The sequence below is a fragment of the Pseudomonas sp. GL_090 genome (assembly GCF_057837765.1).
Genome location: NZ_CM174452.1, coordinates 2391892 through 2413893, shown reverse-complemented (window position 1 = coordinate 2413893; position 22002 = coordinate 2391892). Strand labels below are relative to the sequence as shown.

Genomic DNA, 22002 nt, shown 5'->3' with positions numbered 1-22002 from the left:
CGGCATCTCAAACTCACCAGTTCGACCATTACGAGCGGATTACTCCTATACAAAACTTGTACAAAAATAATCAGCCCGTATAGAACCATTATTCGATATCAGTGCTGGCTGGTCACCGTCAATACATCGGTGTAAACCACGTTAACGCTTTGCCCGACTTTCAAGTCCTTGAGTTTGGCCTGAACTTCAGGTCGTTTGACGTCAACCGTCTTGGACTTGCCTTCCGGGTTTTCGAAAGTCACCTGGTTTTTCTTCAGGTCGATGTGGGTGATTTTCAGCTGCACTTTCACCTGGCGATAAGCTTCGCCGCCCGGGTTGGCGCTGCCTGGCGCTGCGCGAATTTCGCCAATGGCTTCGGCGGTGCCGGGCAGGCCTTTGTCGATATCGGTGTCGAGGTAGGCTGCAACGGCGCTGGTGACCGTGATGTCGACCGTATCGCCAGCCTTGAGGTTATCGAGGTTCTTCGCCTTGTCGGTCAATTGCACCGGGAACTCATTACCCTGCGGGCCTTTAAGAACCACGGAATGATTCGCGGCATCAACCGAAACCACTTTGGTGGAGATCTGATCGGCCACAACGACTTCGGACAACGGGATATCGGCGGCCACCGCGCCAAAACTGGCGGCAGACAGCAGGGTAGCGAGGGTGATGGCTTTGGTCAGTGCATGGCGTTTCATAGGCAGTACATTCCCTGTGATAGATGGCAACAGACGGCGTTGAAACCGGGCTCAACGCCATGTGTGCGAGTGAGCATAGACGCTGTTGAGCCAGTGGTCGCACCGAAAAGTGATTTTCGCAACGGGCGCGCCTAATACCCGGTCATTTCCAGATAGCCACTCCCTGCATGACTGCCGATGAGGCGCACCGGACCTTCCCAATAAGGAATGCGCAAATCCATCCAGGCCTGGGGATTGAGCGCGGTAATGGCGATATCGAGGTGTCTGGCGGGGATTTTGATCGACCAGCGAATGGGCATCGCGCGCCCGGCAACCCGGGCGGTGTCTTGCGGCGTGAGGATGATGTCGCCGGCATGCAGCAATTGTGTCTGCCCCCGGGCGTCGATCCAGGTGCCGGTGAGGTAAGGCTCGCCGTCCTTTTGCCGCATGCGATACAGCATCACCTGCTCGCCACTGTCCAGGTGCAGGGAAAACCAGTCCCAACCGGTCTGGTTGCTCGTCAGGGGCTGGCTGCTCCATTCCCGGTCGAGCCAGGCCGGGCCACTGACCTGAAAGGTCTTGCCGTCGATTTCCAGGGTGCCGCTGGCCTGAAAAAACGGCTGACTGTAGTAGTAAGAAGCCTGACCCTGTGCGGATTTCCGGCTGAAGCCCCGGTCTCCCTGAAGCACCAGCGGCCCTGTCGAGGTCAACCGCAGCCGGTAGTTGAAACGCCGGTCGCGAGCACTGAGTAGCACGTCAGCCAACGGGTCGTCGGCAGTCGTCTGGCTGCGCAATTGCCAGTCGTCGATCCACGCATTGAACGGCGCAGCGCTGACACCAGCCTGACCAACGCCACCACGAGCATAACGTTCGGCCGCGTGATGCGCCGTCGCCGACGTCACCGCCGCGTGGCCGAGCCAGATCGTCTGGTTCTGCCAGCCCACTACCTCGGGGCTGGCTTTCAACGCGCTGCGGAACAAGGTCCATTGCGCGCCGAACTCATTGCCCTGATCGTCCTTCAGGTTGGCCGTGATATACCACCATTCGATGCGAAAGCCGTCGTGCGGGCCGTGATCCGCCGGGAAGCTGAACACCCGACCGGGCACCACCGGGGTGAACGCAGCGGCCTGGTTGCCCAGCCCGGCAAAGCCCTTTTCGACCGGAGCCGGTTGATCGCAACCGCTCGCCAGCAGCGCCAGGAGCAACACACAGGTCTTAATCTTCATGGGCAAACGTCCGCAGCAGGTCCGCCGGTTGCGTGCGGTACAAACGGTACAAAGGCCAGGCCGAAGCCAGTAACGTCGCCACCAGCGCCAGCCCCATCAATTGCAACAGTTGCCATGGAAACACCCGCAACGGCAGGCGCCAGCCAAAGGCCTGCACATTGATCACCGTGTCCAGGCACCATGCCAGGGCGATGCCCAGCGGCAACGCCAGCACCAGGGTCAGTATCGCCAGCAGCCAGGTTTGCCCGAGGTTGAGCAACATCAGATGCCGACGCGTCACGCCCAGGGCCCACAGCGGCGCCAATTGCCCGAGACGGCTCTGGCTTTGGGTCAACAGGCTGATGAACAACGCTACCCCGGCCACGCACAACGTCAGGCTGTTGAGCGCGGCGGTGGCGGCGAAGGTGCGTTCGAAGACTTGAGTGGACCAGCCCTTGAGTCGCGCCTGATCGACGATGCGGCTGTCGTCCAGGGTAAAACGCGCCTGCAGTGCCGTGACGAACGCCGGGATCGACGCCGGTTCGATGCGCAGGTTGAAGCGGTTCGGTGTCAGCTGCGGCCAGCCGCGCATCAGATGGTGGATGTTCACCAGAATGTGGCCCTTGGGATTGCCGTAGTCCGCGTAGATCCCGACGATCCGCGGCGACCACGGGCCGGTGGGGGTCGGCAGCGTCAGGTGATCGCCCGGTTGCACGCGCAGGCGACGGGCCAGTTGTTCGCTGAGCATCACCGCATCATCCTTGGCCAGGCGCTCCCAGGGGTTTTCACCCAAGGCTTCGAGCAGTGGCCAATGCCGGCGATAGGTCGGGTGGTCGATGATCCCCGACAGGTCCGTCGGCCAGCCCTGCAACTGGATCGAAACCTGCCAGTTGGGCAGCACCGCCGCCAGTTGCGGCTGCTGGTTGAGCCAGCCGTGAAGTTCCCTGGCCTGGGCCGGGGTCTGTGGGTTGAGGTAGAGCTCAGCCGTCAGCCGTTGTTCGAGCCAGTCGCTGAAGGTCTGGCGAAACCCCGCGGTCATGCTGCCGGCACCGATGTTCGCCGCCATGGCCAACAGCAGCGCCATCAAGGCCAGGCTCAACGCTGGCAGTTGCTGGCGGCAATCGGCGACAAACCACTGGCCTAGCACCGAGCGAGTGCGCTGCGAAACGAGACTGAGCAGAGAACTGAGCACCACCGGCAAGGCCAGCGCGGCACCGATCAACAGCGCAGCCATCAACACGAAACCACTGATCAGGCTGTCGCCGAAGATCAACGCCAGCGGCACGATCACCCCGGCCGTTGCCGCCACCCAACCCTGGCGTCGCAACCAGCGTGCGTGGGCCTGATGCCAGGCCTGCGGGTCGGCCAGCGCCAGCAATGGCAAGCGCGCCGCCCGCAACAGGCTGTTGGCCCCGGCCAGCAATGCGCCGATCAGACTCAAGCCGAGACCACTGAACCACCACGACAGGCTGAGACTCAACTGCCCCGCCACTTCGGCGCCATACAAGCCACGCAGGCTGGCGGCGACATCCGGCAACAGCACGCCGGCCAGCAGGTAGCCGCTGACCACACCGGCCACACCGCCGATCAGGGCCAATCCAGCCAATTCCACGGCAAGACAAGCGATCAGCGTCCGCGCACTCACACCGCAGGCACGCAGGGTCCGCAGCAGGCTTCGCCGTTGCTCCAGCGCCAGCCCGATGGCGGCGTGCACGATAAACAGGCCGACCACGAACGACAGCACCCCCAAGGCGTCGAGGTTCAGGTGAAAGCTTTCGGTCAGGCGCGTCAGGTTATTTTCTTCACCGGCGCGTTTGAGTTGCAACTGGCCCTTGAGCGGCTCCGGCAACGGCGCGGTGAAATCCTTCGGCAACAGCAGCCGCGACACTTGATCCGGCAACCCCAGAATCTGCTGGGCAAAACCGATGTCCACCAGCAGCACACCGGGCGCCATGTCGGCCTGTACATGCAGCGGCGGCAGTGCCACGCCCGCCAGGTTCAGTGGCCGCTCACCTTCGCGCAAACCCAGTGCCTGCAAGGTCTGCGGCGATATCCAGGTGCTGCCCGGCAGACTGAAGAAGCCGACCACCTGTTCAATCGCCAGGGCCTGCCCGGCCACCGCCGCGCCCGCCGGCAGCGACACCGGCTCGATGCCCATCAACTGCAAGCGCTGCTCTTCGTGCCCCTTGAGCGTGACCCGGCCTTGCAGCACCGGTGACACCGGCCACCCTGCGCGCCGCAGGTCGATAAACCACTGCTGGGAGAACGTGCCGCCACCGGGCGCACCGAGGCTGGCCTGGGGTTCGCCGCCGATCAACTGACTGGCACGGGCATAGCTGTCGCGGGCCTGGCTGTTGAGTGCCTGGACGCCGGTCAACAGACCGGTGGCCAGCCACAACCCGGTCAGCACACTGAAAAACTGCACCGGGTGCTGCCGCCAGTGGCTGAGCAGCGCCCGCAGGGTTTCGCCAAAGATGCGCATGTCAGCGCTCGCCCACACCGGCCAGACGACCGCCGCTCAGCAATGCTTTTTCCGCCAGCCGCGCCGCCACGCCGGGACTGTGGGTGACCATCAACAGGCTGGTGGGGCTGTCGTCGAGCAATTCCAGCAGCAACTGCAACACCTCGGCGCCGGTGGTTTCATCGAGGCTGCCGGTGGGCTCGTCGGCCAGCAGCAATGGCGGGCGCGACGCCAGCGCCCGGCCCAGCGCGACCCGTTGCTGCTGACCGCCGGACAGTTGCTCCGGGTAGCGCCGCAACAGCTCGCCCAGGCCCAGGCGTTGCACCAGATGCGCCTGCCAGCGTGGGTCATGACGCCCCGCCAGCCGCGCCTGAATCGCCAGGTTGTCTTCGACCCGCAGGCTGCCGATCAGGTTGAATTGCTGGAACACCAGGCCGATTTCCGTACGGCGCCAGTTCGCCAGTTGCCCTTCATTCATCTGTTCCAGGCGATGTTCGCCACTGCGGATGCTGCCGCGATCGACCTTGTCCAGTCCGGCGATCAGGTGCAGCAAGGTGCTTTTGCCACTGCCCGACTCGCCCATCAGCGCAAGGCTGCTGCCGGGCCTGAGCGTCAGGTCGACGCCTTGCAGCACCGGCAGCGGTCCCTGCGGGGTGGCGTAGCTTTTGAAAACGCCATGGACTTCAAGCATGGGTCAACCTGCTGGATTGGCATGGCCCAAGGATAGCGGCCCTGAATGGTTTTTGTCCGCTGACGCTCATCGTCCTGCCCGACCATCGCCCTACTCTCGAAGCTGGTCTGACCATAACGATAAAAAACGGAGACACCATGCCTCGTTTCACCTTGAGCCCTCGTGGGCTGCTCGCTTGCCTGATCGCTGCCTGCCTTACGCAATCGGTGGTCGCCGCCGACGCACCGGTCGCGGCCAGCCCGCAAACCACGGCCAGTAACGCCGCCGTGCTGCAACAACTGCCCTTCACCGACCGCACCGACTACGAGTCGGTCACCAAGGGTCTGATCGCGCCATTCAAGGGCCAGGTCAAGGACGCCTCGGGCAAGGTCATCTGGGATATCCAGGCCTATGACTTCCTCGCCAAGGATAAAGCCCCGGAGTCGGTCAACCCGAGCCTTTGGCGCCTGGCCCAGCTCAGCGCCCATGCCGGATTGTTCGAAGTCAGCCCACGGCTGTATCAAGTGCGCGGCCTTGATCTCGCCAACATGACCATCATCGAAGGCGACGACGGACTGATCATCATCGACCCGCTGACCATGGCCGAAACCGCCAGAGCGGCGCTGGACCTGTACTACCAGAACCGTCCGCACAAACCGGTGGTGGCGGTGATCTACAGCCACACCCACGTCGACCACTTCGGTGGCGTGCGCGGGGTCATCGACGAAGCCGACGTCAAGGCCGGCAAGGTCAAGGTGTTCGCCCCCGCCGGGTTCATGGAACACGTGATGAGCGAGAACGTCTACGCCGGCAACGCCATGAGCCGCCGCGCGCAGTTCCAGTTCGGCAGCCTTTTGCCTCGCGGCGAAAAAGGCCAGGTCGATGCCGGCCTGGGCAAGAGCACGCCGAGCGGCGGCACCGTCACCCTGATCCCGCCCACCGACCTGATCGACAAGGAACTGGAAACACGCACCATCGCCGGCCTCGACGTGGAGTTCCAGTTGACCCCGGGCACCGAGGCGCCGGCGGAGATGAACCTGTACCTGCCGCAGTTGCGCGCCTTGTGCATGGCGGAAAACGCCACTCAAATGATGCATAACATCCTCACTCCCCGCGGCGCGCAAGTGCGTGACGCCAAGGCCTGGGCCGAGTACCTGGACGGCAGCCTGGCGCGTTACGGCGACAAGAGCGACGTGTTGTTCGCCCAGCACAACTGGCCGACCTGGGGCGGTGAACGCATCCGCACCTTCCTCGCCGACCAGCGCGACATGTACGCCTTCCTCAACGACCGCACCCTGCACTTGCTGAATCAGGGCCTGACGTCGCTGGAAATCGCCGACTCGATCAAGAAACTGCCCGGCAGCCTGGACCAGAAGTGGTACACCCGCGGCTACTACGGCTCGCTGAGCTTCAACACCCGGGCGGTGTATCAGCGCTACATGGGTTTCTATGACGGTAACCCGGCCAACCTCAATCCGCTACCGCCGGTGGAAGCGGCCAAGCGTTCGGTCGAAGCCATGGGCGGCGAAGCGGCGGTGCTGGGGAAAATGCAAGCGGCGATGGCCAAGGGCGAATACCGCTGGGCCGCGCAACTGGGCAATCAGGTGCTGTTCGCCAACCCGGACAACGGCGACGCCCGCAAAGCCCAGGCCCAGGCACTGGAGCAAATGGGCTATCAAAGTGAGAACGCCACCTGGCGCAACATGTACCTGACTGGTGCCATGGAACTGCGCAACGGCGTGCCACCCAATGCCGGCACTTCGGTATCGGTGGACATGGTGCGGGCGATGAGCCCGCAGATGTTCTTCGACTTCCTGGCGGTGCGCCTGGACAGTGAAAAGGCCGTAGGCCATGACCTGACCCTGAACTGGACCTTCGATGACCTGAACAAGGACTTCAACCTGACCCTGCGCAATGGCGTGCTGAGCCACCGCGCCGGGCTCAATGCCCAGGCGGACGCCAGCGTGACCATGACCAAGACCACCCTGGAACAGATCAGCCTCAAGCAACTGGATATCCCGACGGCGATGCAGAAAGGCCTGATCACGCTGCAGGGCAATGGCAAGAAGCTTGGGGAGTTGATGAGCAGCCTCGATACGTTTGCGCCGCAGTTCAATATCGTGACGCCTTGACCGGATGACGCGGGAAACCGCGTCGCCTTCATCGCGAGCAGGCTCGCTCCCACACTGGATCGGTGTCATTCACAAATGCTGTGAACAACCCGGTTCCCCTGTGGGAGCGAGCCTGCTCGCGATGGCTTTGTGTCAGGCGATGATTGTTTTGTGAGTGTACATATCCGTTACCGCAGAAACGGATATGTACTCAATCAAAATTACAAACCAAGGCGAAACTGCTTGGGCGTAATCCCGAACTGCTTACGAAACGCCCGAATGAAATTACTCGGCTGCCGATACCCCAACCGCTCGGCAATCCGCTCGATCGGCTGATCCCCCGCCGTCAACCAATGCCGCGCCATCTCCAGGCTGTCACTGCGGGTATTCTGCACCGCCGCAGTCTGCCAATGCCGCAACATGCTCTGATGCAAAAACCCATTGGCCCCCAGCAGAGGCTCATCAAGACTGGCCGCCGGCAGGCTCAGACACGGATGCGAACCCGAAAGCACCTCGACACCTGCGCTACGCAACCACTGCCCGGCAGCCTGTTGCGGCGTCAGTTGGACCGCGACGAACACCTCGGCCGGCGCTCGCCCCAAACGTCGGGCGATGTTGCGCACCAACGTCAGGGTCGCGGCATCAAGGCCGAAAAAATGCGGCTGCCGGTCAACGCTGCGCAGGTGCAAGCGGGCCTGCCCGTCACCCTCCTCCAGTTCCGCCATGACGTAATTCGTCACCTGTGGCAGGAAATCGGTGAAACACGTCAGGCTCGCACGCAGGGTCGCGGCGGAGTCCAGCAGAATGTTCAAACCCCGCAACGTAGTGGTCGCCATGCCGTTGACCAGATCACAGCCAAACGACACCCCGGCGCCCGCACGCTCGCATTCACTCCACAGGCGTTCGACCAGGTGCGCGGGCACATGCAGGTCCTGCCCGTCGAGCAACGACAGGCAGATCCCGGCCCGTTCCAGCAGTTGGTCCTGGCACAGTCCGGACTGCCGGGCATGGCTGAGAATGGTGCGGGTGAACGCGCTGGAAATGAACGGTTGGCTGGTCATGGCAAGTTACGGCGAGAAGACAGGCGTGTACTTATGCCAGCCTCTATGCTATCGATCCAATGCATTAAAAGCATCCACAAAATGCAGGAGACGCATGATGGACCTACGACAACTCCGCCACCTTGTCGCCCTGGCCGATTACCGCAACTTCGGAAGGGCCGCCGAGGCGATCAACCTCAGCCAGCCCGCCTTCAGTCGCAGCATCCAGACCCTGGAGCGCGACCTCGACTGCGCGCTGGTAGAACGCAGCAGTCGCGAATTCCGCCTGACCGGCCAAGGTGAACTGGTGCTGCAACATGCCCGGCGCCTGCTCGCCGGCAGCCAGGCCTTGCACAACGAACTGACGCAATACAACGGTCTGACCGGTGGCGAGTTGCACTTCGGCTGCGGCCCTTACCCGGCACAGGTGCTGGTGCCCGAGGCGCTGGCGGAATTCATCCTGGCCCATCCGGCGATCCGCATCAGTTTCCACCAGGGCGACTGGGAGCAACTGGCGGTCTGGCTTCGTGAGCAGCAGATTGAATTCCTCGTGGCCGACGCACGGTACTTCACCGACGACCCGCAATATCAGGTACAGCTGTTGCGCCCTCGTCGCGGGCGGTTCTTTTGCCGTGTCGGTCATCCCTTGGTGCAACAGCAGAACCTGTGCCTGCGTGCCCTGCTCGACTACGCGGTGGTCGGCACGCGAATACCGCCGATGATCCGCAAGATCCTCGCCGACGTGCAGGGCCAAGCGGACTTCAACCCGAGCGTGGAATGCGCGCAATTCGATGCGATCCGCCGCGTGGTGATGCGTTCCGACGCGGTTGGCATCGCCACCGTGGAAGCCTTGGCCGAACTGGTCGACCAGGGTCTGATCCGCCTGCTGGAGTTTGCCGATGTGCCCAAGGAGGATCCCGGCCTGCAATTGCACTACGGCATCGTCAGCCGTGCCGGGCATTCCCTGACACCGGCCGCGCTGGCGATGGTCGATGCGGTGCTGTCGGTTGACCGACGCTTGCTGGCGTCGAACTAAGGTCTGCCTGCAACGCTGCAATCCTTGTGGGAGCGAGCCTGCTCGCGAAGGGGCCGTGTCAGTCACAATCAATGTTGAATGACACACCGCTTTCGCGAGCAGGCTCGCTCCCACAAGGGGACGGCGTTGCATCCAGATCACGCACGCCGCGCCAGTGCCTGCAATGCCCGGGGTTCACCGAGGGCGCGCAGCAGGCACTGCATCGCCTCCTCGCGGCTGCGTTCGAAGCGATAGCGCGACTCGATGTACAGCGCCAATTTCAATTCCACCGGCTCGTCCATGGGCAGCGGCACGTATTGCAGGCCCAGCACGTTGGCGACCCGGCTTGGCAGGCTGATGCCGAACGGCTGGCGATCGACGATGAGTTTCGCGGCCAGGGTGCTTTGGGTGCTCATCGCCACATTCCGGCTCAGTCTTTTCAAGCCAAGCTGCAAGTCCACCGGGCTGAGCCCGTCGCGGCGGCTCGACACCTGGATCTGCGGCTGTTCCGTGGCGTAAATCAAGCATGGTCTTGCTCCGGCAAATCGCTTAACGTCGGGCAGCCTAACCCGTGTTGCGGAACAAGCTGTGAGCCCTACATGACAAAAAGCGATCAGCCACTGCGCGATCAATCGATACCCAATGCGTTCTACGCGCCGACCCTGCTGCCGGCCATCGAAGAGTTGCTGGCCCGTGGCGTGGACCGGGACAGCATCGAAGACCTGTTTCGTCGCAGCCTGTTCGAGTTGCGCACGCCATTCATGCGCATTCCGCTGTTCATGTCGCGGCGCTTCTGGGCGTTTGCCCTGGAGCAGACCGGCGACCCGCTGATCGGCCTGGCGGCCGGCCGGCGTTTCGTTTCCACCGCCACCAATGGCCTGACGTATCTGTTCGACGTGGCCGATTCACTGGACAGCGCCTGCCAGTATTTCGTGCGCTTCTTTCCGTTTTTCAACGGACATTTCCAGGCCCGGATCGTGCGCGGCGACGACAGCGTCGAATTGCACCTGCTCGACTGCGGCAGTGTGAAAACCCACGCAGCAACCACCGATTACATCCTCATCAGCCTGTGCAGCATGTTGCGGCGCAAATTCCTCGCCAGTGGCCTGGGGCGTGATCCGATTCTGGGCGTCGGGCTGGCCGGTGCTTGCGCGGCCAATGCGCAGGAACATCAACACGCCTTTCGCGCGCCGGTGCAATGGGGGCGGGCGCAGCACTCGATCCGCCTCGATCCACAGCTGTTCCTCATCCCGCTGACGCCGGGCAATCATGCACTGGAACACACGCTGATCGAGCTGCTGGAGCAAACCCGACGCAACAGCGAACCGACCTTGCTGGAGCAAGTCTGCGACCATTTGATCGCTGACCTCGCCGAGGCCAACTGGCAGCAATTCTGTACCACCCAGCACTTGCTCGAGCGCACCGCCGCCCGACGCTTGAAGGCCTTGGGCTGGAGTTTTTCAGAGTTGCTCGACGAGTACCGCCGCTACCGGGCCGAAGACTTTTTGCAGGGGACAGACCTGGAGCTGGTGGAGATTTCCGACCGCCTCGGCTACAGCGACGTGCAAAGTTTCAACCGTGCCTGCCTGCGGTGGCTGGGGTGCGCGCCGGGTGCCTGGCGAACGCGGCAAGGTCAATGAAAAACCACGCTCGTGCGCCACGGGTGCCTTTGGTTTTTGCGTCCCCCCCATTTTGTCGTGTGCAAGAACGTAGTACGACACCGAACACCTGTGGGAGCGAGCCTGCTCGCGATGGGGCCAGCAGAACCCACACTCTATCGAGTTCAGTACATCAGCCCTTCACCACCACCCACGTAAAACACAACGGCAACTGCGCCACCTGCTGTTGATAGCGGTCATAGAGTTCTTCGCGGTTGGAGTGCGGGTATTCCCTGAAGTGACGGATCTGCAGCCCTGCCGCAATGGCCGCGCTGAAGAGGTCGCCCAGGGTATGGACGAACCAGTAAGACGGCGCGGCCGGCTGTTCGATCTTGCCTTCGTAGACGATCGGTTCGTGTTGCACGAACGGTTCGCGGCGGAAGTATGAGCTGGCCGGGCGATAAGGATCGGCGGCCTCGGGGTCGAACATTTCCAGGAACGGGTGGGTTTCGTACACCACCAGCGCGCCACCCGGCTTCAGCGTGCGCGCCGCATGGCGGAAGAATTCGCCGATGTCCGGCATCCAGTTCAAGACCCCGATGGTGATCAGCGCCAGGTCAAAGCGCTCCTGCAATCGGGCAGGCAAGTGGTGGATGTCCGCCTCGATGAATTGCGGCGCGTGGGGCGAGCGGGACGCCAGTTCCCGTGCCTGCCCGAGAAAGGCTTCAGACTGGTCGACGCCCACCACGCTACGCGCGCCCAGGGCGAACAACGACAGGCTTTCACGGCCGTTGTTGCAGCCCAGTTGCACCACGTCCTTGCCATCGACGCCTGTCTGGGTCAGCAAAGCGGTCAGGGTGTCGTCCAGGCAGGAAAAATCCGCGCGCGCCACGCCCTTCAACAAGGCTTGCCATTCGCTGGAGTCCTTGTGGTGACGGGCGGAGTCATTCCAGGCCTCGCGGTTACTGGCGATGGCTTGTTCTTTTGTCGGCATTTCCATTGCACGCTCCAGGGTCCGGGTCGTCGATTTGACCGGCCGGAGTCTAGATCAACCTCATCCTGGCAGGTGTTGCGAACTTGTAATCCGCGCAGCACCGACGGCTGTCCACGGCGCCAGCTATAGTTAAAGACCTTGGGGAGAATGTGGTTAAACCGATCTAGCAGGTGTTGCCATGAAAAAGTCCGACCTGACGCTGTTGCTCGCCGTCTGCCTGGGTGCAACCGCTGTCGTCCACGCCGACGACATGCCAAACACCACCAACTACAGCAGCGAATTCAACTATTACGGCGCCGACCAACCCTTCGCGCACCCCGTACCACCGTCCATGAACATCATACCGCCAGGCTCGTACATCCCGACCGCACCCGGGGAATTCATCCCGGTTTCCAGTGAGCACGTGTTCTCGGACTCGCGCCTGCCGACAGTGGCCGACGCCACGGTTCGGGTGTTTATCCGCTCCTACGATCCGGAGCGTGGCGTATACGTGAACCAGGAAGTCGAGAACCCCGGCTGCGTGATGTCCTGCCTGAGGCAGGGCCCGGTATTGCAGTGAACCAGGGGGCATTCTCATTGGTTTCCCCACCGGTAGGGAAACCCATTGAGAACGCCCCCTACCACTGGCGCTTGTCCGGACGGGAGAGGCCGAGTTTTTCGATCCGGTAGCGCAACATGTCACGGCTCAGGCCCAGCAGGCGTGCCGATTTGGTGACGTTCCAGTCGGTCTTGTCGAGCATCTTGCGCACCATGTCGCGCTCCACTTCCGGCAGGTTCATGGATTCACTGCCGTTGTAGGACGGACGCGGTTCGCTGAGATTTGGCGGCTCGTGATGAAACACCGCTGGCTCATCCATGAGGCTCAGACAGACGTTCAACTGATGGACGGCGATGGTGTCGCTTTGTGCCAGCAACACGGTTTGCTCCAGCATGTTGCGCAACTCGCGCACGTTGCCCGGCCAGCTGTAGCTGAGCAGCAATTCTTCGGCCTGGTCGCTGAAATGCAGGTTCGGTTTGCCGTAACGCTTGCCGTGTAGCGCCAGGAAGTGCCGGGCCAGCAGCAGGATATCGGCGCCACGGGCATACAGGCGCGGCACCTTTATGGAAATGATGCGCAGGCGGAAAAACAGGTCGCGACGGAACTTGCCTTGCTGGACCATCTGTTCGAGGTTGCAGTTGGTAGCGCTGATCACCCGCAGATTGACCTTGCGCTCCTTCACCGAACCAACCCGGCGAATGGTCCGGTCTTCCAGCAACTTCAGCAACTTGGCTTGCAGCAGCAGGTCCATTTCACCGATTTCATCGAGGAACAGCGTGCCACCGTCGGCCGCTTCCACCAGCCCCATGCGACGATCCTTGGCGTCGGTGAAGGCGCCCTTCTCGTGGCCGAACAGTTCCGATTCCACCAGATTGGACGGGATCGAAGCACAGTTGAATTCAATGAACGGGCCTTTGGCGCGCGGGCCATCGAAATGCAAGGCCCGGGCAACCAGCTCTTTGCCGGTGCCTGTCTCGCCTTCCACCAGGACCGGCGGCAGATCGCTGTTGGCCATCCGCCGTTCGGCGTCGAGCAACTGGGTGATGGTGCCCTTGAGGTACGCCATCGGTGCCGACTCGCCAATCAGTGCCTGCACCCCCGACTTCTGGGCTTCGCGCTCCTGGTAAAACGACAGCGTGCGCTCCATGCGGTCGGTGGCCAGGGCCTTGTCCAGCAGCAGCTTGAGCTCTGGCAGGGCCACCGGTTTGGTGACGTAGTGAAAGGCGCCCTCTTTCATCGCCACCACGGCATCTTCAACGTTGCCGTAGCCGGTCATCATGATCACTTTCAGATCCGGCGCGCTGATGCGCAGCTTCTGGATCAGGTCGTGACCACTCATGCCCGGCAACGAGTTGTCGGTCAGTACCACGTCAGGCGCGAAAGAACCCAATTGCTCCAGTGCATCTTCAGCCGAGTGGCAGACGGTGACCTCGAAGTCCTTGCGCTCCAGGTAAGTCTGAATATTCTCAGCGAGAATTTCGTCATCCTCGACCAGCAGAATGCTGTGCTCCATATGCCCCTCCCGTTGCCACTTTGAAATTGAGACAAACACGGGTTCCTTCCTGCTCCCGGCTGGTCAGTTCGACCGAACCGTCAAAACGCTCCATTATTCTTTTGACCAAGGCCAGGCCTACACCCAATCCACCTTGTTTGGTGGTGAAAAACGGCTTGAAGACCATTTGCTGCTGTTGTTTGGACATGCCCTTGCCGGTGTCGGTCAATGTCATGCTCACGTCGCCGGACACCGAGGAATCGATCTCGATCGTCAGCACGCCGCCCTTGGGCATTGCTTCCAGTGCATTGGCGAACAGGCTGTTGAGTATTTGCGTAAGCAGCACTTGTTGGCTGACAACCGGTGGCACGCTGACAGAGGAAAATCGCACTTCGACGTCCGATCGCTTGATCAGGGACTCAAAGGCACTCAGGGTGTCTTCGAGGGCCAGCACCAGGTCGACCGTTTCACAATCGTCATTCATCGGTCGCAACGACACCAGCAATTCACGGACCCAACGCGACATGCGGTCGACCTGATTGATGATGTCGCCGATGTTTTTCTGTGCGGTCTGGCTGGCGATGTCCTGGGCCAGTTCGGCGCTGGAACGGATATTGGCCAGCGGGTTGCGCAAGCTGTGGGCCACCGCCGAGGACATCTCGCCAAGGGCGACAAAGGTCTCGTTGGCGATCAGTTGTTTCTGCTGGCTCTGCAACAGCGTCGCCGCCCGGCGCACGATCCAGAACAACCCCAGGTAAATGGCCGCCCCGCCGATCAGCGTGGCCAGCCAGATCGCCTTGAAGCCGCGCTGGATGCGTTCCACAAGATCCAGCGGCTCCTTATAGATTTCCACCATGGCAACCACTTTGCTCCTGTCGGCGTTGAACATCGGAATGTAGTTCTCGACGAACAAATATTCCGGTTCGCGCAGCAGGCGCTGCTCGGGACGCTCCTCATCGATTTCGTGGTAGCTGGTGGACACCGGCGATTTCATTTCGAAGGACTCGTCCAGCTCAAAGTCATCTTCGATGCGCACGCCAATCAAATCGGTGTTGGTCGACCAGACCACGGTGCGGTCCAGGGCGTACACCGTCGCCAGCAGGATGTCCGGCAGATGCCTCACATGGTCGAGAAACTCAACCCGCGCGGCGGCCCGGGATTCTGGGTTGACGTCGGAGTCGGCATGGTCCATGCGTGGGTCGAGCATTTCACCCATGGTTCGGCCCGGGGCAATTCCGGCATGCCGGATTTCGGCCTCGCCGATGGACTGGATGAACTGCGCGGTCAACATCGAATCACGCTCGATACTTTCATCGACCACAAAGCGCGTGGAGATGTAACCCAGCCCCAGCGCCACCGCGGCAATGATGAAAAAGCTTGCCAGGGAAAACCAGCGCAGCAAGTTGAACTGCGGCCGCCACCCCCTGCGTTGAGCTACCGGAGCCTGCGGCGCAGCTACTTTTTGCTGTTCGAGTATCTGCATGGCTGTGTCCTGGGTGCTTGAAATCGAGCCTGTTCAGCCGTTTTCAGAATCAGTGTAGGTGGCATTGATAGCCATTGGCTGGCCCGCGTAATTTTTTTGACACTATTGCACCCGGGGTGTCTCGGGCTGCGCGATCGAATGACGTTATTCAGGCTCCTCGTTACCACTGACCAATGGCGCCGCTGGCGGATGCTGACGGTCGGTTTCTTCTTTCAGGAAATCGATGATGGACTGGGCGGAATGCGGATCCAGCCGCAAGTTGGGCATCGAGATCCTGTTGTAGCGCTCGAACAGTTCCATCGCGATCGGGTCCTTTTCCGCAAGCATGCGGTCAGGTTCGCGGATCCAGCGGCTGAGCCAGGCCGGATCGCGCTGATAGGTCACGCCGATGAGGTCCGGGCCGATGCTGCGCAGGCCGATGCCCTGCCCGTCCAGAGGACCGAGACTGTGGCAGGACGCGCAGCGGGTGCGAAACAGCTCTTCGCCATTGCTCGGCGGGCGGATCTCCGGTGCATCGGCATAGCTTTCTTCCACACTGGGCTGTTTCCAGTTATGCAGGGTATTGGCCAGTTGGTCGGCCAGAATCCACGGATTTTCGAAGGGCGAGGCTTTCATCCAGCGGCCCGTTGCCTGGTTGCCGACGATCAGGCTCAGGTTGTGGTCTTTGTTGCGCCCGTTATCGACGCCGTCGATGAACAGCCCCAGTTTTTTGCGCAGGTCGGTGACGTCGGCGAATTCCCCGGTGAGGAATTTCCACCCGGGCCCGACCTGGAAGCGTTGCGCATAGGCCTTGAGCACCTCGGGGGTGTCACTCAAGGGGTCGATGCTGATGGAGTAGAAGAAAATGTCCTTGCCGACCCGATCCCCCAGCAGTTTCTGAACTTGGCGCAGGCGCGCGGTTTCCAGAGGGCAGGAGTCGCTGCACGAGGTGAAGATGAAGTTGATCACCACCACCTTGTCTTTGATCAAGTCATCGAAAAAACGCAGCTGCTGTCCGTCCTGGTCGGTCAGCAGGGTGTTGGGGAAATAGTTGCCACCCCACGGGGTGTCGGCTTCAACGACAGCGGATGCCGGAGCAGGTGCGGGCGTCGACGTCGGCTGGCTGGCGACCAACAGTTGGCTGGCCAGCAAACCGGTCACCAGCATCAGCACCAGGTGCATGCCCAAGGCTCGTGAGCGTGGTGAATGCATCTCTTTTTTTTCCATCACCAGCCGCCTCGATGTGGTGAAGGGAGGGTGATTGTGGTTTTGCAAGGACCTCGCCAATCATGTGTTTTTTTATAAAAACGTACTAACACTCGACAAAACAATGACTTATCAAAATCAATGGGCGATGACCGGGGAAGTGACCGGGGATTGACCCCCGTTATTGGGGGTAGCCCATCCCCGTTTTCAGGGAGCCAGAACAAACGACAGACGCACCGTGGTGCCCTCGCCTTCAAGGCTTTCGAGGGTCACCGCACCGCCAAATCGCTCCATGATCCGCTTGACCAGCACCAGCCCGACTCCCAGCCCGCCCTGCTTGGTGGTGAAGAACGGCCGGAAGGCCATGGTGCGCTGTTCTTCGCTCATGCCTTTGCCGGTATCGCTCACCCTCACGCTGATGCGCTGGGCATCGCGCGGTTCGATCCGGATGGTCAGGGTGCCGCCGCCGTCCATGGCTTCCACCGCATTGGACAGCAGGCTGTTGAGGATCTGGGTCAGTTGCACATGCTGGCTCAGCACCATGGGCGTCTGGTCCGGCTCGAACACTACCTTGACCTTGGCCCTGCTGATCTGATGCTCGTAAGCCATCAGGCTGTCATGCAGGGCCGCCACCAGGTTCACCGGTTCCGCCTCGTCATTGAGCGGTCGCAGGGACTGGAGCAATTCCCGTACCCATGTCGACATGCGATCGACCTGACCAATGATGTCGTTGATGTTCCCGTGCGCCGGACCGCTGTCGAACTCTATCGCCAGCTCGGCGCTTGAACGGATGTTCGCCAACGGATTGCGCAGACTGTGGGCGACCGCCGAGGACACCTCCCCCAGCGCCACAAAGGTTTCGTTGGTGATCAGTTGCTTCTGCTGCGTCGCCAGCAGGATCGCCGCCCGCCGCACGATCCAGTACAGCCCCAGGTAAACCAGACCGCCGCCCAGGGCGGTTGCCAGCCAGATCAGCACCAGGCCGCGCTCCATGCGGTTGATCAGGTCCTGCGGTTCCTTGTAGATCTCGACCATTGCCGTGACGGTGCTGCCATCGGCGTCGAACAGGGGAATGTAGTTTTCGATGAAGGTGTATCTGGGTGGTTCCAGGAACTTCTGCTCCATGCGGGTTTTGTCCACATCGTGATAACTGGTCGACACGGAAATTTTCGAGTTGAATGCCCGATCGAGGTCTTCATCGCCATGGATCGTAGTGCCCATCAAGGCCGGGTTGGTCGACCAGATCACCATGCGGTCGGGGGCATAGATGTTGGCCAGGATCACGTCCGGCAAATTTGCGATATGGTCGAGGAAATCATCACGGGCACTGGCACGGGACAGCGGGTCGACGTCAGGAAAGTCCTTGTCTTTGCGTGGGTCGAGCAACTCGCCCATGGTCCGGACGTTGGGAATCGACACTTGGCGCACCTCGGTCGAGGCAATCGCCTGTATGAATTGTGAGGTCAGTAGCGCATCGCGCTGCACGCTTTCGGTAATCACGAACCGCGAGGACACCGCCCCCAGCGCCACCGCCACCGTGCCGATTACCACCATGCTGATCAGCGAAAACCAGCGCAGCAGATTGAACGGCTCCTTGCGCGTGTTCAAGCGAACTTCGCTGTCGGTCGCAAGTACTTTGGCGATTGTGTTCATGGACACGGTTCCCGGAAACCCCCTCTAGGTTTATAGCCCACTCAGGGCCGTTTGCCCGAACCTGGGGACTGCGATACCCCACCCGCCCCGCGGCCCCGCCCCCCCCAAAGTAGGGTACAGCCGCCCCCGTCATAACTTCCCGATCTGCCGCCAGCAACTGCGCCAACGCCTTTACTGCGGGCTTCTCACGGGCGTTTTCGCCGATTGGTATGGAAGTTGCCGAACTCCCTGCCAACTGCCCATCCTCAAGGGGCAGTACTTCGACAGAGGGAATACCCATGCACCCGTTACTGTGCAAAACCGCGACCGCCCTGGCAGTGACCGCTCTAGCCCAAGGCATTGCCCAGGCAGCGCTGTTTGCCGTAGACCCCGGCCCCTACCTGCCAGCCAATGGCAATTTCGCCGCCTGGTATCAAGACAGCCACGGCCGAACCCTTGACCTGTGTTTATCGAAGGCTGTCAGTTCCAGGGTTGCCAGCGCGCCGGGCGCCCCGACTTACATGTGCTCGCTGATCCCTAATCCCGGCATTTTCGATGACACCCAACCGTTGGTCTTCCCGACCAATTTCCCCGACGAAGCGTTCTGGGCCACAGGCGAAACCTCCATCGTCGATGCCGCCCGAGGCATCGATTTGACCTATGTCTCGGCGCTCGAAGCCGCCTTCAGTGGCGGTGATCCGCTGGAGGGCGACCAGATCAGCTTCGCCCGCATCCGTGTTCGCATCGACGTGCCCACCGCCGGAACCTATGTCATCACTCACCCTTACGGCGTCGAAGTGTTCAACGTCGACACTCCCGGCCGGCGGGCGATCAACATGACCCGGGACATCGGCATCGGTGCGCCGAAAACCTACGACGGCGCGCTCAAGGGCGACGTCGGGCCGTTCCTGCGCAGCGTCAATGGCCCCTACACCGAGACCAACCCGGGCACTGGCCAGGCCGAACAATTCGTCGGTGATCCGAACCTCACCGAAGCCGTCACCGGCAGCCCGTTCAACACCAACTATGTGCGCATCGAAGGCCCCAATGGCCTGGACTTGCGCACCAACCTCTTCGCCGTATCCGGCAAGTTGTCGAATGTGGCCCGGCCGACCCCCGTGATCGCCGAGCGCAGCACCTACTCGCGACAGGCCGGCACCAGCGCCCCGGTGGCCCAGCAGGACGTGTTCGTGCTGGCCCCGCCGCCACCGGCCACCGTGACCCTGGACAGCAACAACCCGGTGCTGAACTTCACCGAGGCGAACACCACCGGCCACTGGTATGCGCAGTCGCCGAACAATCCGACGCTGCCGAGCACCTTGCAGGTGACCGCCGACAACCACCTGGCCATCGCCAGCAGCACGCCGACCACCTTGCCCATGCCGCTGACCGATTTGGTGACGATCTCGCGCGCCGAGTACAGCCTGAGCACCGGGCAAATCACCATCGTGGCCTCGACCAGCGATGAAACATCGCCACCGGTGCTCACCGCTACCTCCGGCACCGGCATCGCCATCGGCGCCCTGAGTGGTGACGGCGCCGTGAAAAGCCTGGCCACCGGCATCTCGCCGATTCCGCCAGCCCAGGTTCGTGTGTCGTCCTCCAACGGCGGCAGCGATACCGAAGAAGTGGTCATCGTGCAATGAACGCCCACATGCCCGGATCCTCATCAGGAGGCATCATGAACAAATGGCCACGCCTGGCGCTCAACGCCCTGGGACTGACTCTATCGCTGACCGGCGGTGCTTTGGCGCAACTCGCCGCCGTCGATCCCGGCCCTTACACCTTTGCCACCGGGAAATTCCCGATCTGGTATCAGGACAACAATTTGCTGTCGATGGAGCTGTGCCAGTCACGCGCCGCCAGCTCGCGGGTAGCAGCCAGCGTGCCACCGGCCTACATGTGCACCCTGCTGCCGACACAGGGCATTTTCGACGACACCCTGCCGATGGTGTTCCCGGATAACTGGCCGGACGAAGCCTTCTGGTTCCTGGCCGAGACCAGCATCCCCAACAACACCGCCGGGTATGGCATGGACGCCTATGTCGCCGGGATCGAGGCCGCATTTGCCGGTGGCAACCCGCTCGATGGCGACCAGATCAGCTTCGCGCGGATTCGTATGCGGGTGAACATTCCCGTTGCCGGGACCTACACCATTACCCACCCCTATGGCGTGGAAACGGTCAACGTCACCACCCCAGGCCGTCGTGCGATCAACATCACCCGGGACGTCGGCATCGGTGCGTCGGGGGTTTTCAGCGGTGCGGTCAACGGTGCGATCGGGCCGTTCCTGCTCAGCGTCAATGGCCCCTACACCGAGGTGAACCCGGACACCGGCGCCGTCGAAACCTTCGTCGGCGACCCCAACCTCACCGAAGCCGTCACCGGCAGCCCCAACAACACCAACTTCGTGCGCATCCAGGGTCCGGCCGGGACCCTCCAGACCAACCTCTTCACCCTGTCCGGCAAGGTGCTCGACAACCGCGCGCAAACCGCGGTGGACATGACCCGTGCCACCTACCGCCGCATTGCCGGCACCGGCGGCAACAACACCCGGGTCGAAGTGTTTGCCAAAGCCGCCATCGGCTCGACCCTGTGCTTTCGCGAAAGCATCGCCCTGGTCCCCGGCCCGCCTGTGTCGCCTTGCCAGACCAACATGGTGGGCGACAATAATGGCGTGTTCTTCGCCCAGCATCTGCTGGCCAACGGGACGGTGCCGCCGGTCGTGGTGGTCACCGCCACCAACCCCGCCGGGACCACCCGCCCGACTGCGGTGTCGAGCAAGCTCTCGGACGTGGTGAAAATCCAGACCGCCCGTTACAGCTGGAGCAACCACAGCCTGCTGATCGAGGCCACCTCCACGGACGAAGTGGTGGTACCGGACATGGTCGCCCAGGGTTACGGACGGCTGTCGAAAACCGGAACCCTGCAACACCTCACGGTGGCTGACCTGACCCAGCCGCCTGCAACCGTGACGGTCAAATCCGCCGCCGGCGGCAGTGACACCGAGCCCGTTGTCGTGGTCGGCACGGCGCCGGACAGCGGCCAGAATCAGCGGCCGCTGGCGGTTGCCGACGCTGGCAGCACCAGCTTCGGTGTGCCGCTCACCCTCAATGTGCTGGCCAACGACAGCGACCCGGACGGCAATACGCCACTGAGCATCACGGCGTTGACCCCACCCGCTGCAGGCCAGGGCACCGTGGCATTGGCCGCCAACAACGTGGTCTATACCCCGCCGCCGGTCGTCACTGCACCGTTGACCACGACCTTCACCTACAAGGCTCAAGACGCCAAAGGCCTGGCCTCGGCCAATCCGGCCACCGTGACCATCACGGTGGCGCCTAACCGGCCTCCGGTGGCGGTCGCCGACAGCATTGCCACCCAGGGCGTGCCGGTCACGATCAACGTGCTGGCCAACGACACAGATCCGGAAGGTAACGTGCCGCTGGCCGTCGACAGCATCACTCCACCGGCAACAGGCCAGGGCACGGTGGCAATCAACGGCACGGCAGTGACCTACACCCCACCGGCCGTGATCCTGACGCCATTCACCACGACCTTCACCTACGTCGCCCGGGACAGCTTCGGCGCCCTGTCGGCACCGGCCACGGTCACGGTGCAGGTCTCGCCGCCACTGGTGCTTGAGACCTTCAACGTCACGACAGCCACGGTCACTGCCCGTTCCGGCAACCGCTTTACCTGGAACTTCGCCGGAACCTCTTCGGCGATCCTGGGCAACTCGGTCACTGTTCAGGTGACCACGCCGGCCGGCCTGGTCACCCTGGGCACCACCAATGTGGCGAATAACGGGCGGTGGACGTTGACGGTCAACAACAGCGCGATCCGCCCATCGGTAAGCCCGACGGCAACCATCCGGTCAGCCCGAGGCTCGGTGCGCAGCGTCACCGTCATCGTGCGGTAA

General features: G+C 62.1%; 17 protein-coding genes. 6 read left to right on the top strand and 11 right to left on the bottom strand.

What is annotated here, in order from left to right:
• Positions 1-98 precede the first annotated feature (98 nt).
• From AC3ITA_RS10795 to AC3ITA_RS10780, 4 genes are all read right to left on the bottom strand, one after another.
• Positions 99-677 (bottom strand): hypothetical protein, encoded by a 579-nt coding sequence (locus AC3ITA_RS10795; protein WP_095945662.1) that lies wholly within the window; start codon positions 675-677, stop codon positions 99-101.
• 131 nt (positions 678-808) lie between these two features.
• Positions 809-1882: a lipocalin-like domain-containing protein gene (locus AC3ITA_RS10790; RefSeq protein WP_489280245.1), complete on the bottom strand. Its 1074-nt coding sequence runs from the start codon at positions 1880-1882 to the stop codon at positions 809-811.
• Complete coding sequence (locus tag AC3ITA_RS10785) at positions 1872-4343, bottom strand: ABC transporter permease (RefSeq protein WP_489280243.1); 2472 nt, start codon at positions 4341-4343, stop codon at positions 1872-1874. The genes AC3ITA_RS10790 and AC3ITA_RS10785 overlap by 11 nt, the downstream gene beginning before the upstream one ends.
• Before the next feature lies 1 nt (position 4344).
• A complete protein-coding gene (locus AC3ITA_RS10780; RefSeq protein WP_414927722.1) occupies positions 4345-5013 on the bottom strand; it encodes an ABC transporter ATP-binding protein in 669 nt (222 codons plus the stop codon).
• A gap of 137 nt (positions 5014-5150) precedes the next feature.
• Between AC3ITA_RS10780 and AC3ITA_RS10775 the strand changes: the two genes are divergently transcribed.
• Entirely contained in the window at positions 5151-7124 is a 1974-nt protein-coding gene (locus AC3ITA_RS10775) for an alkyl/aryl-sulfatase (protein WP_489280241.1), read from the top strand.
• Positions 7125-7324: 200 nt separating this feature from the next.
• Here the strand turns inward: AC3ITA_RS10775 and AC3ITA_RS10770 are convergent, their stop codons facing one another.
• Positions 7325-8164, bottom strand: a complete 840-nt coding sequence (locus AC3ITA_RS10770) for an AraC family transcriptional regulator (RefSeq protein WP_150674087.1) — start codon at positions 8162-8164, stop codon at positions 7325-7327.
• A 94-nt stretch (positions 8165-8258) separates the two neighbouring features.
• Here AC3ITA_RS10770 and AC3ITA_RS10765 point away from each other — a divergent pair, with 94 nt between their 5' ends.
• The gene (locus AC3ITA_RS10765; RefSeq protein WP_256589150.1) at positions 8259-9179 is read left to right on the top strand and encodes a LysR family transcriptional regulator; all 921 of its coding nucleotides are present in this window, start codon (positions 8259-8261) and stop codon (positions 9177-9179) included.
• Between the two features lie 137 nt (positions 9180-9316).
• Here AC3ITA_RS10765 and AC3ITA_RS10760 read toward each other — a convergent pair whose 3' ends face one another.
• Positions 9317-9682 carry a type 2 periplasmic-binding domain-containing protein gene (locus AC3ITA_RS10760; protein WP_489280239.1) on the bottom strand — a complete coding sequence of 122 codons (366 nt, stop codon included), beginning with the start codon at positions 9680-9682 and terminating at the stop codon, positions 9317-9319.
• A gap of 75 nt (positions 9683-9757) precedes the next feature.
• Between AC3ITA_RS10760 and AC3ITA_RS10755 the strand changes: the two genes are divergently transcribed.
• Complete coding sequence (locus AC3ITA_RS10755) at positions 9758-10798, top strand: helix-turn-helix domain-containing protein (protein ID WP_489280238.1); 1041 nt, start codon at positions 9758-9760, stop codon at positions 10796-10798.
• 151 nt (positions 10799-10949) lie between these two features.
• Here AC3ITA_RS10755 and AC3ITA_RS10750 read toward each other — a convergent pair whose 3' ends face one another.
• Positions 10950-11756: a class I SAM-dependent methyltransferase gene (locus AC3ITA_RS10750; protein ID WP_095945654.1), complete on the bottom strand. Its 807-nt coding sequence runs from the start codon at positions 11754-11756 to the stop codon at positions 10950-10952.
• A gap of 172 nt (positions 11757-11928) precedes the next feature.
• On the opposite strand from AC3ITA_RS10750, the gene AC3ITA_RS10745 reads away from it, so the two are divergent.
• Positions 11929-12309: a hypothetical protein gene (locus AC3ITA_RS10745; RefSeq protein ID WP_095945653.1), complete on the top strand. Its 381-nt coding sequence runs from the start codon at positions 11929-11931 to the stop codon at positions 12307-12309.
• Positions 12310-12367: 58 nt separating this feature from the next.
• Here AC3ITA_RS10745 and AC3ITA_RS10740 read toward each other — a convergent pair whose 3' ends face one another.
• The 4 genes from AC3ITA_RS10740 to AC3ITA_RS10725 form a co-directional block, all read right to left on the bottom strand.
• Positions 12368-13801 carry a sigma-54-dependent transcriptional regulator gene (locus AC3ITA_RS10740; protein WP_150674085.1) on the bottom strand — a complete coding sequence of 478 codons (1434 nt, stop codon included), beginning with the start codon at positions 13799-13801 and terminating at the stop codon, positions 12368-12370.
• Positions 13770-15263 carry a sensor histidine kinase gene (locus AC3ITA_RS10735; RefSeq protein ID WP_489280236.1) on the bottom strand — a complete coding sequence of 498 codons (1494 nt, stop codon included), beginning with the start codon at positions 15261-15263 and terminating at the stop codon, positions 13770-13772. Before AC3ITA_RS10735 ends, AC3ITA_RS10740 begins: the two co-directional genes overlap by 32 nt.
• 144 nt (positions 15264-15407) lie before the next feature.
• Positions 15408-16454 carry an SCO family protein gene (locus AC3ITA_RS10730; protein ID WP_489280234.1) on the bottom strand — a complete coding sequence of 349 codons (1047 nt, stop codon included), beginning with the start codon at positions 16452-16454 and terminating at the stop codon, positions 15408-15410.
• Positions 16455-16655: 201 nt separating this feature from the next.
• Positions 16656-18101, bottom strand: coding sequence for a sensor histidine kinase (locus AC3ITA_RS10725; RefSeq protein ID WP_095945649.1), 1446 nt, complete (start codon positions 18099-18101; stop codon positions 16656-16658).
• A 278-nt stretch (positions 18102-18379) separates the two neighbouring features.
• On the opposite strand from AC3ITA_RS10725, the gene AC3ITA_RS10720 reads away from it, so the two are divergent.
• Together AC3ITA_RS10720 and AC3ITA_RS10715 are read left to right on the top strand one after the other, a co-directional pair.
• The gene (locus AC3ITA_RS10720; protein WP_489280232.1) at positions 18380-19726 is read left to right on the top strand and encodes a hypothetical protein; all 1347 of its coding nucleotides are present in this window, start codon (positions 18380-18382) and stop codon (positions 19724-19726) included.
• A 35-nt stretch (positions 19727-19761) separates the two neighbouring features.
• Positions 19762-22002, top strand: coding sequence for an Ig-like domain-containing protein (locus tag AC3ITA_RS10715; protein WP_489280230.1), 2241 nt, complete (start codon positions 19762-19764; stop codon positions 22000-22002).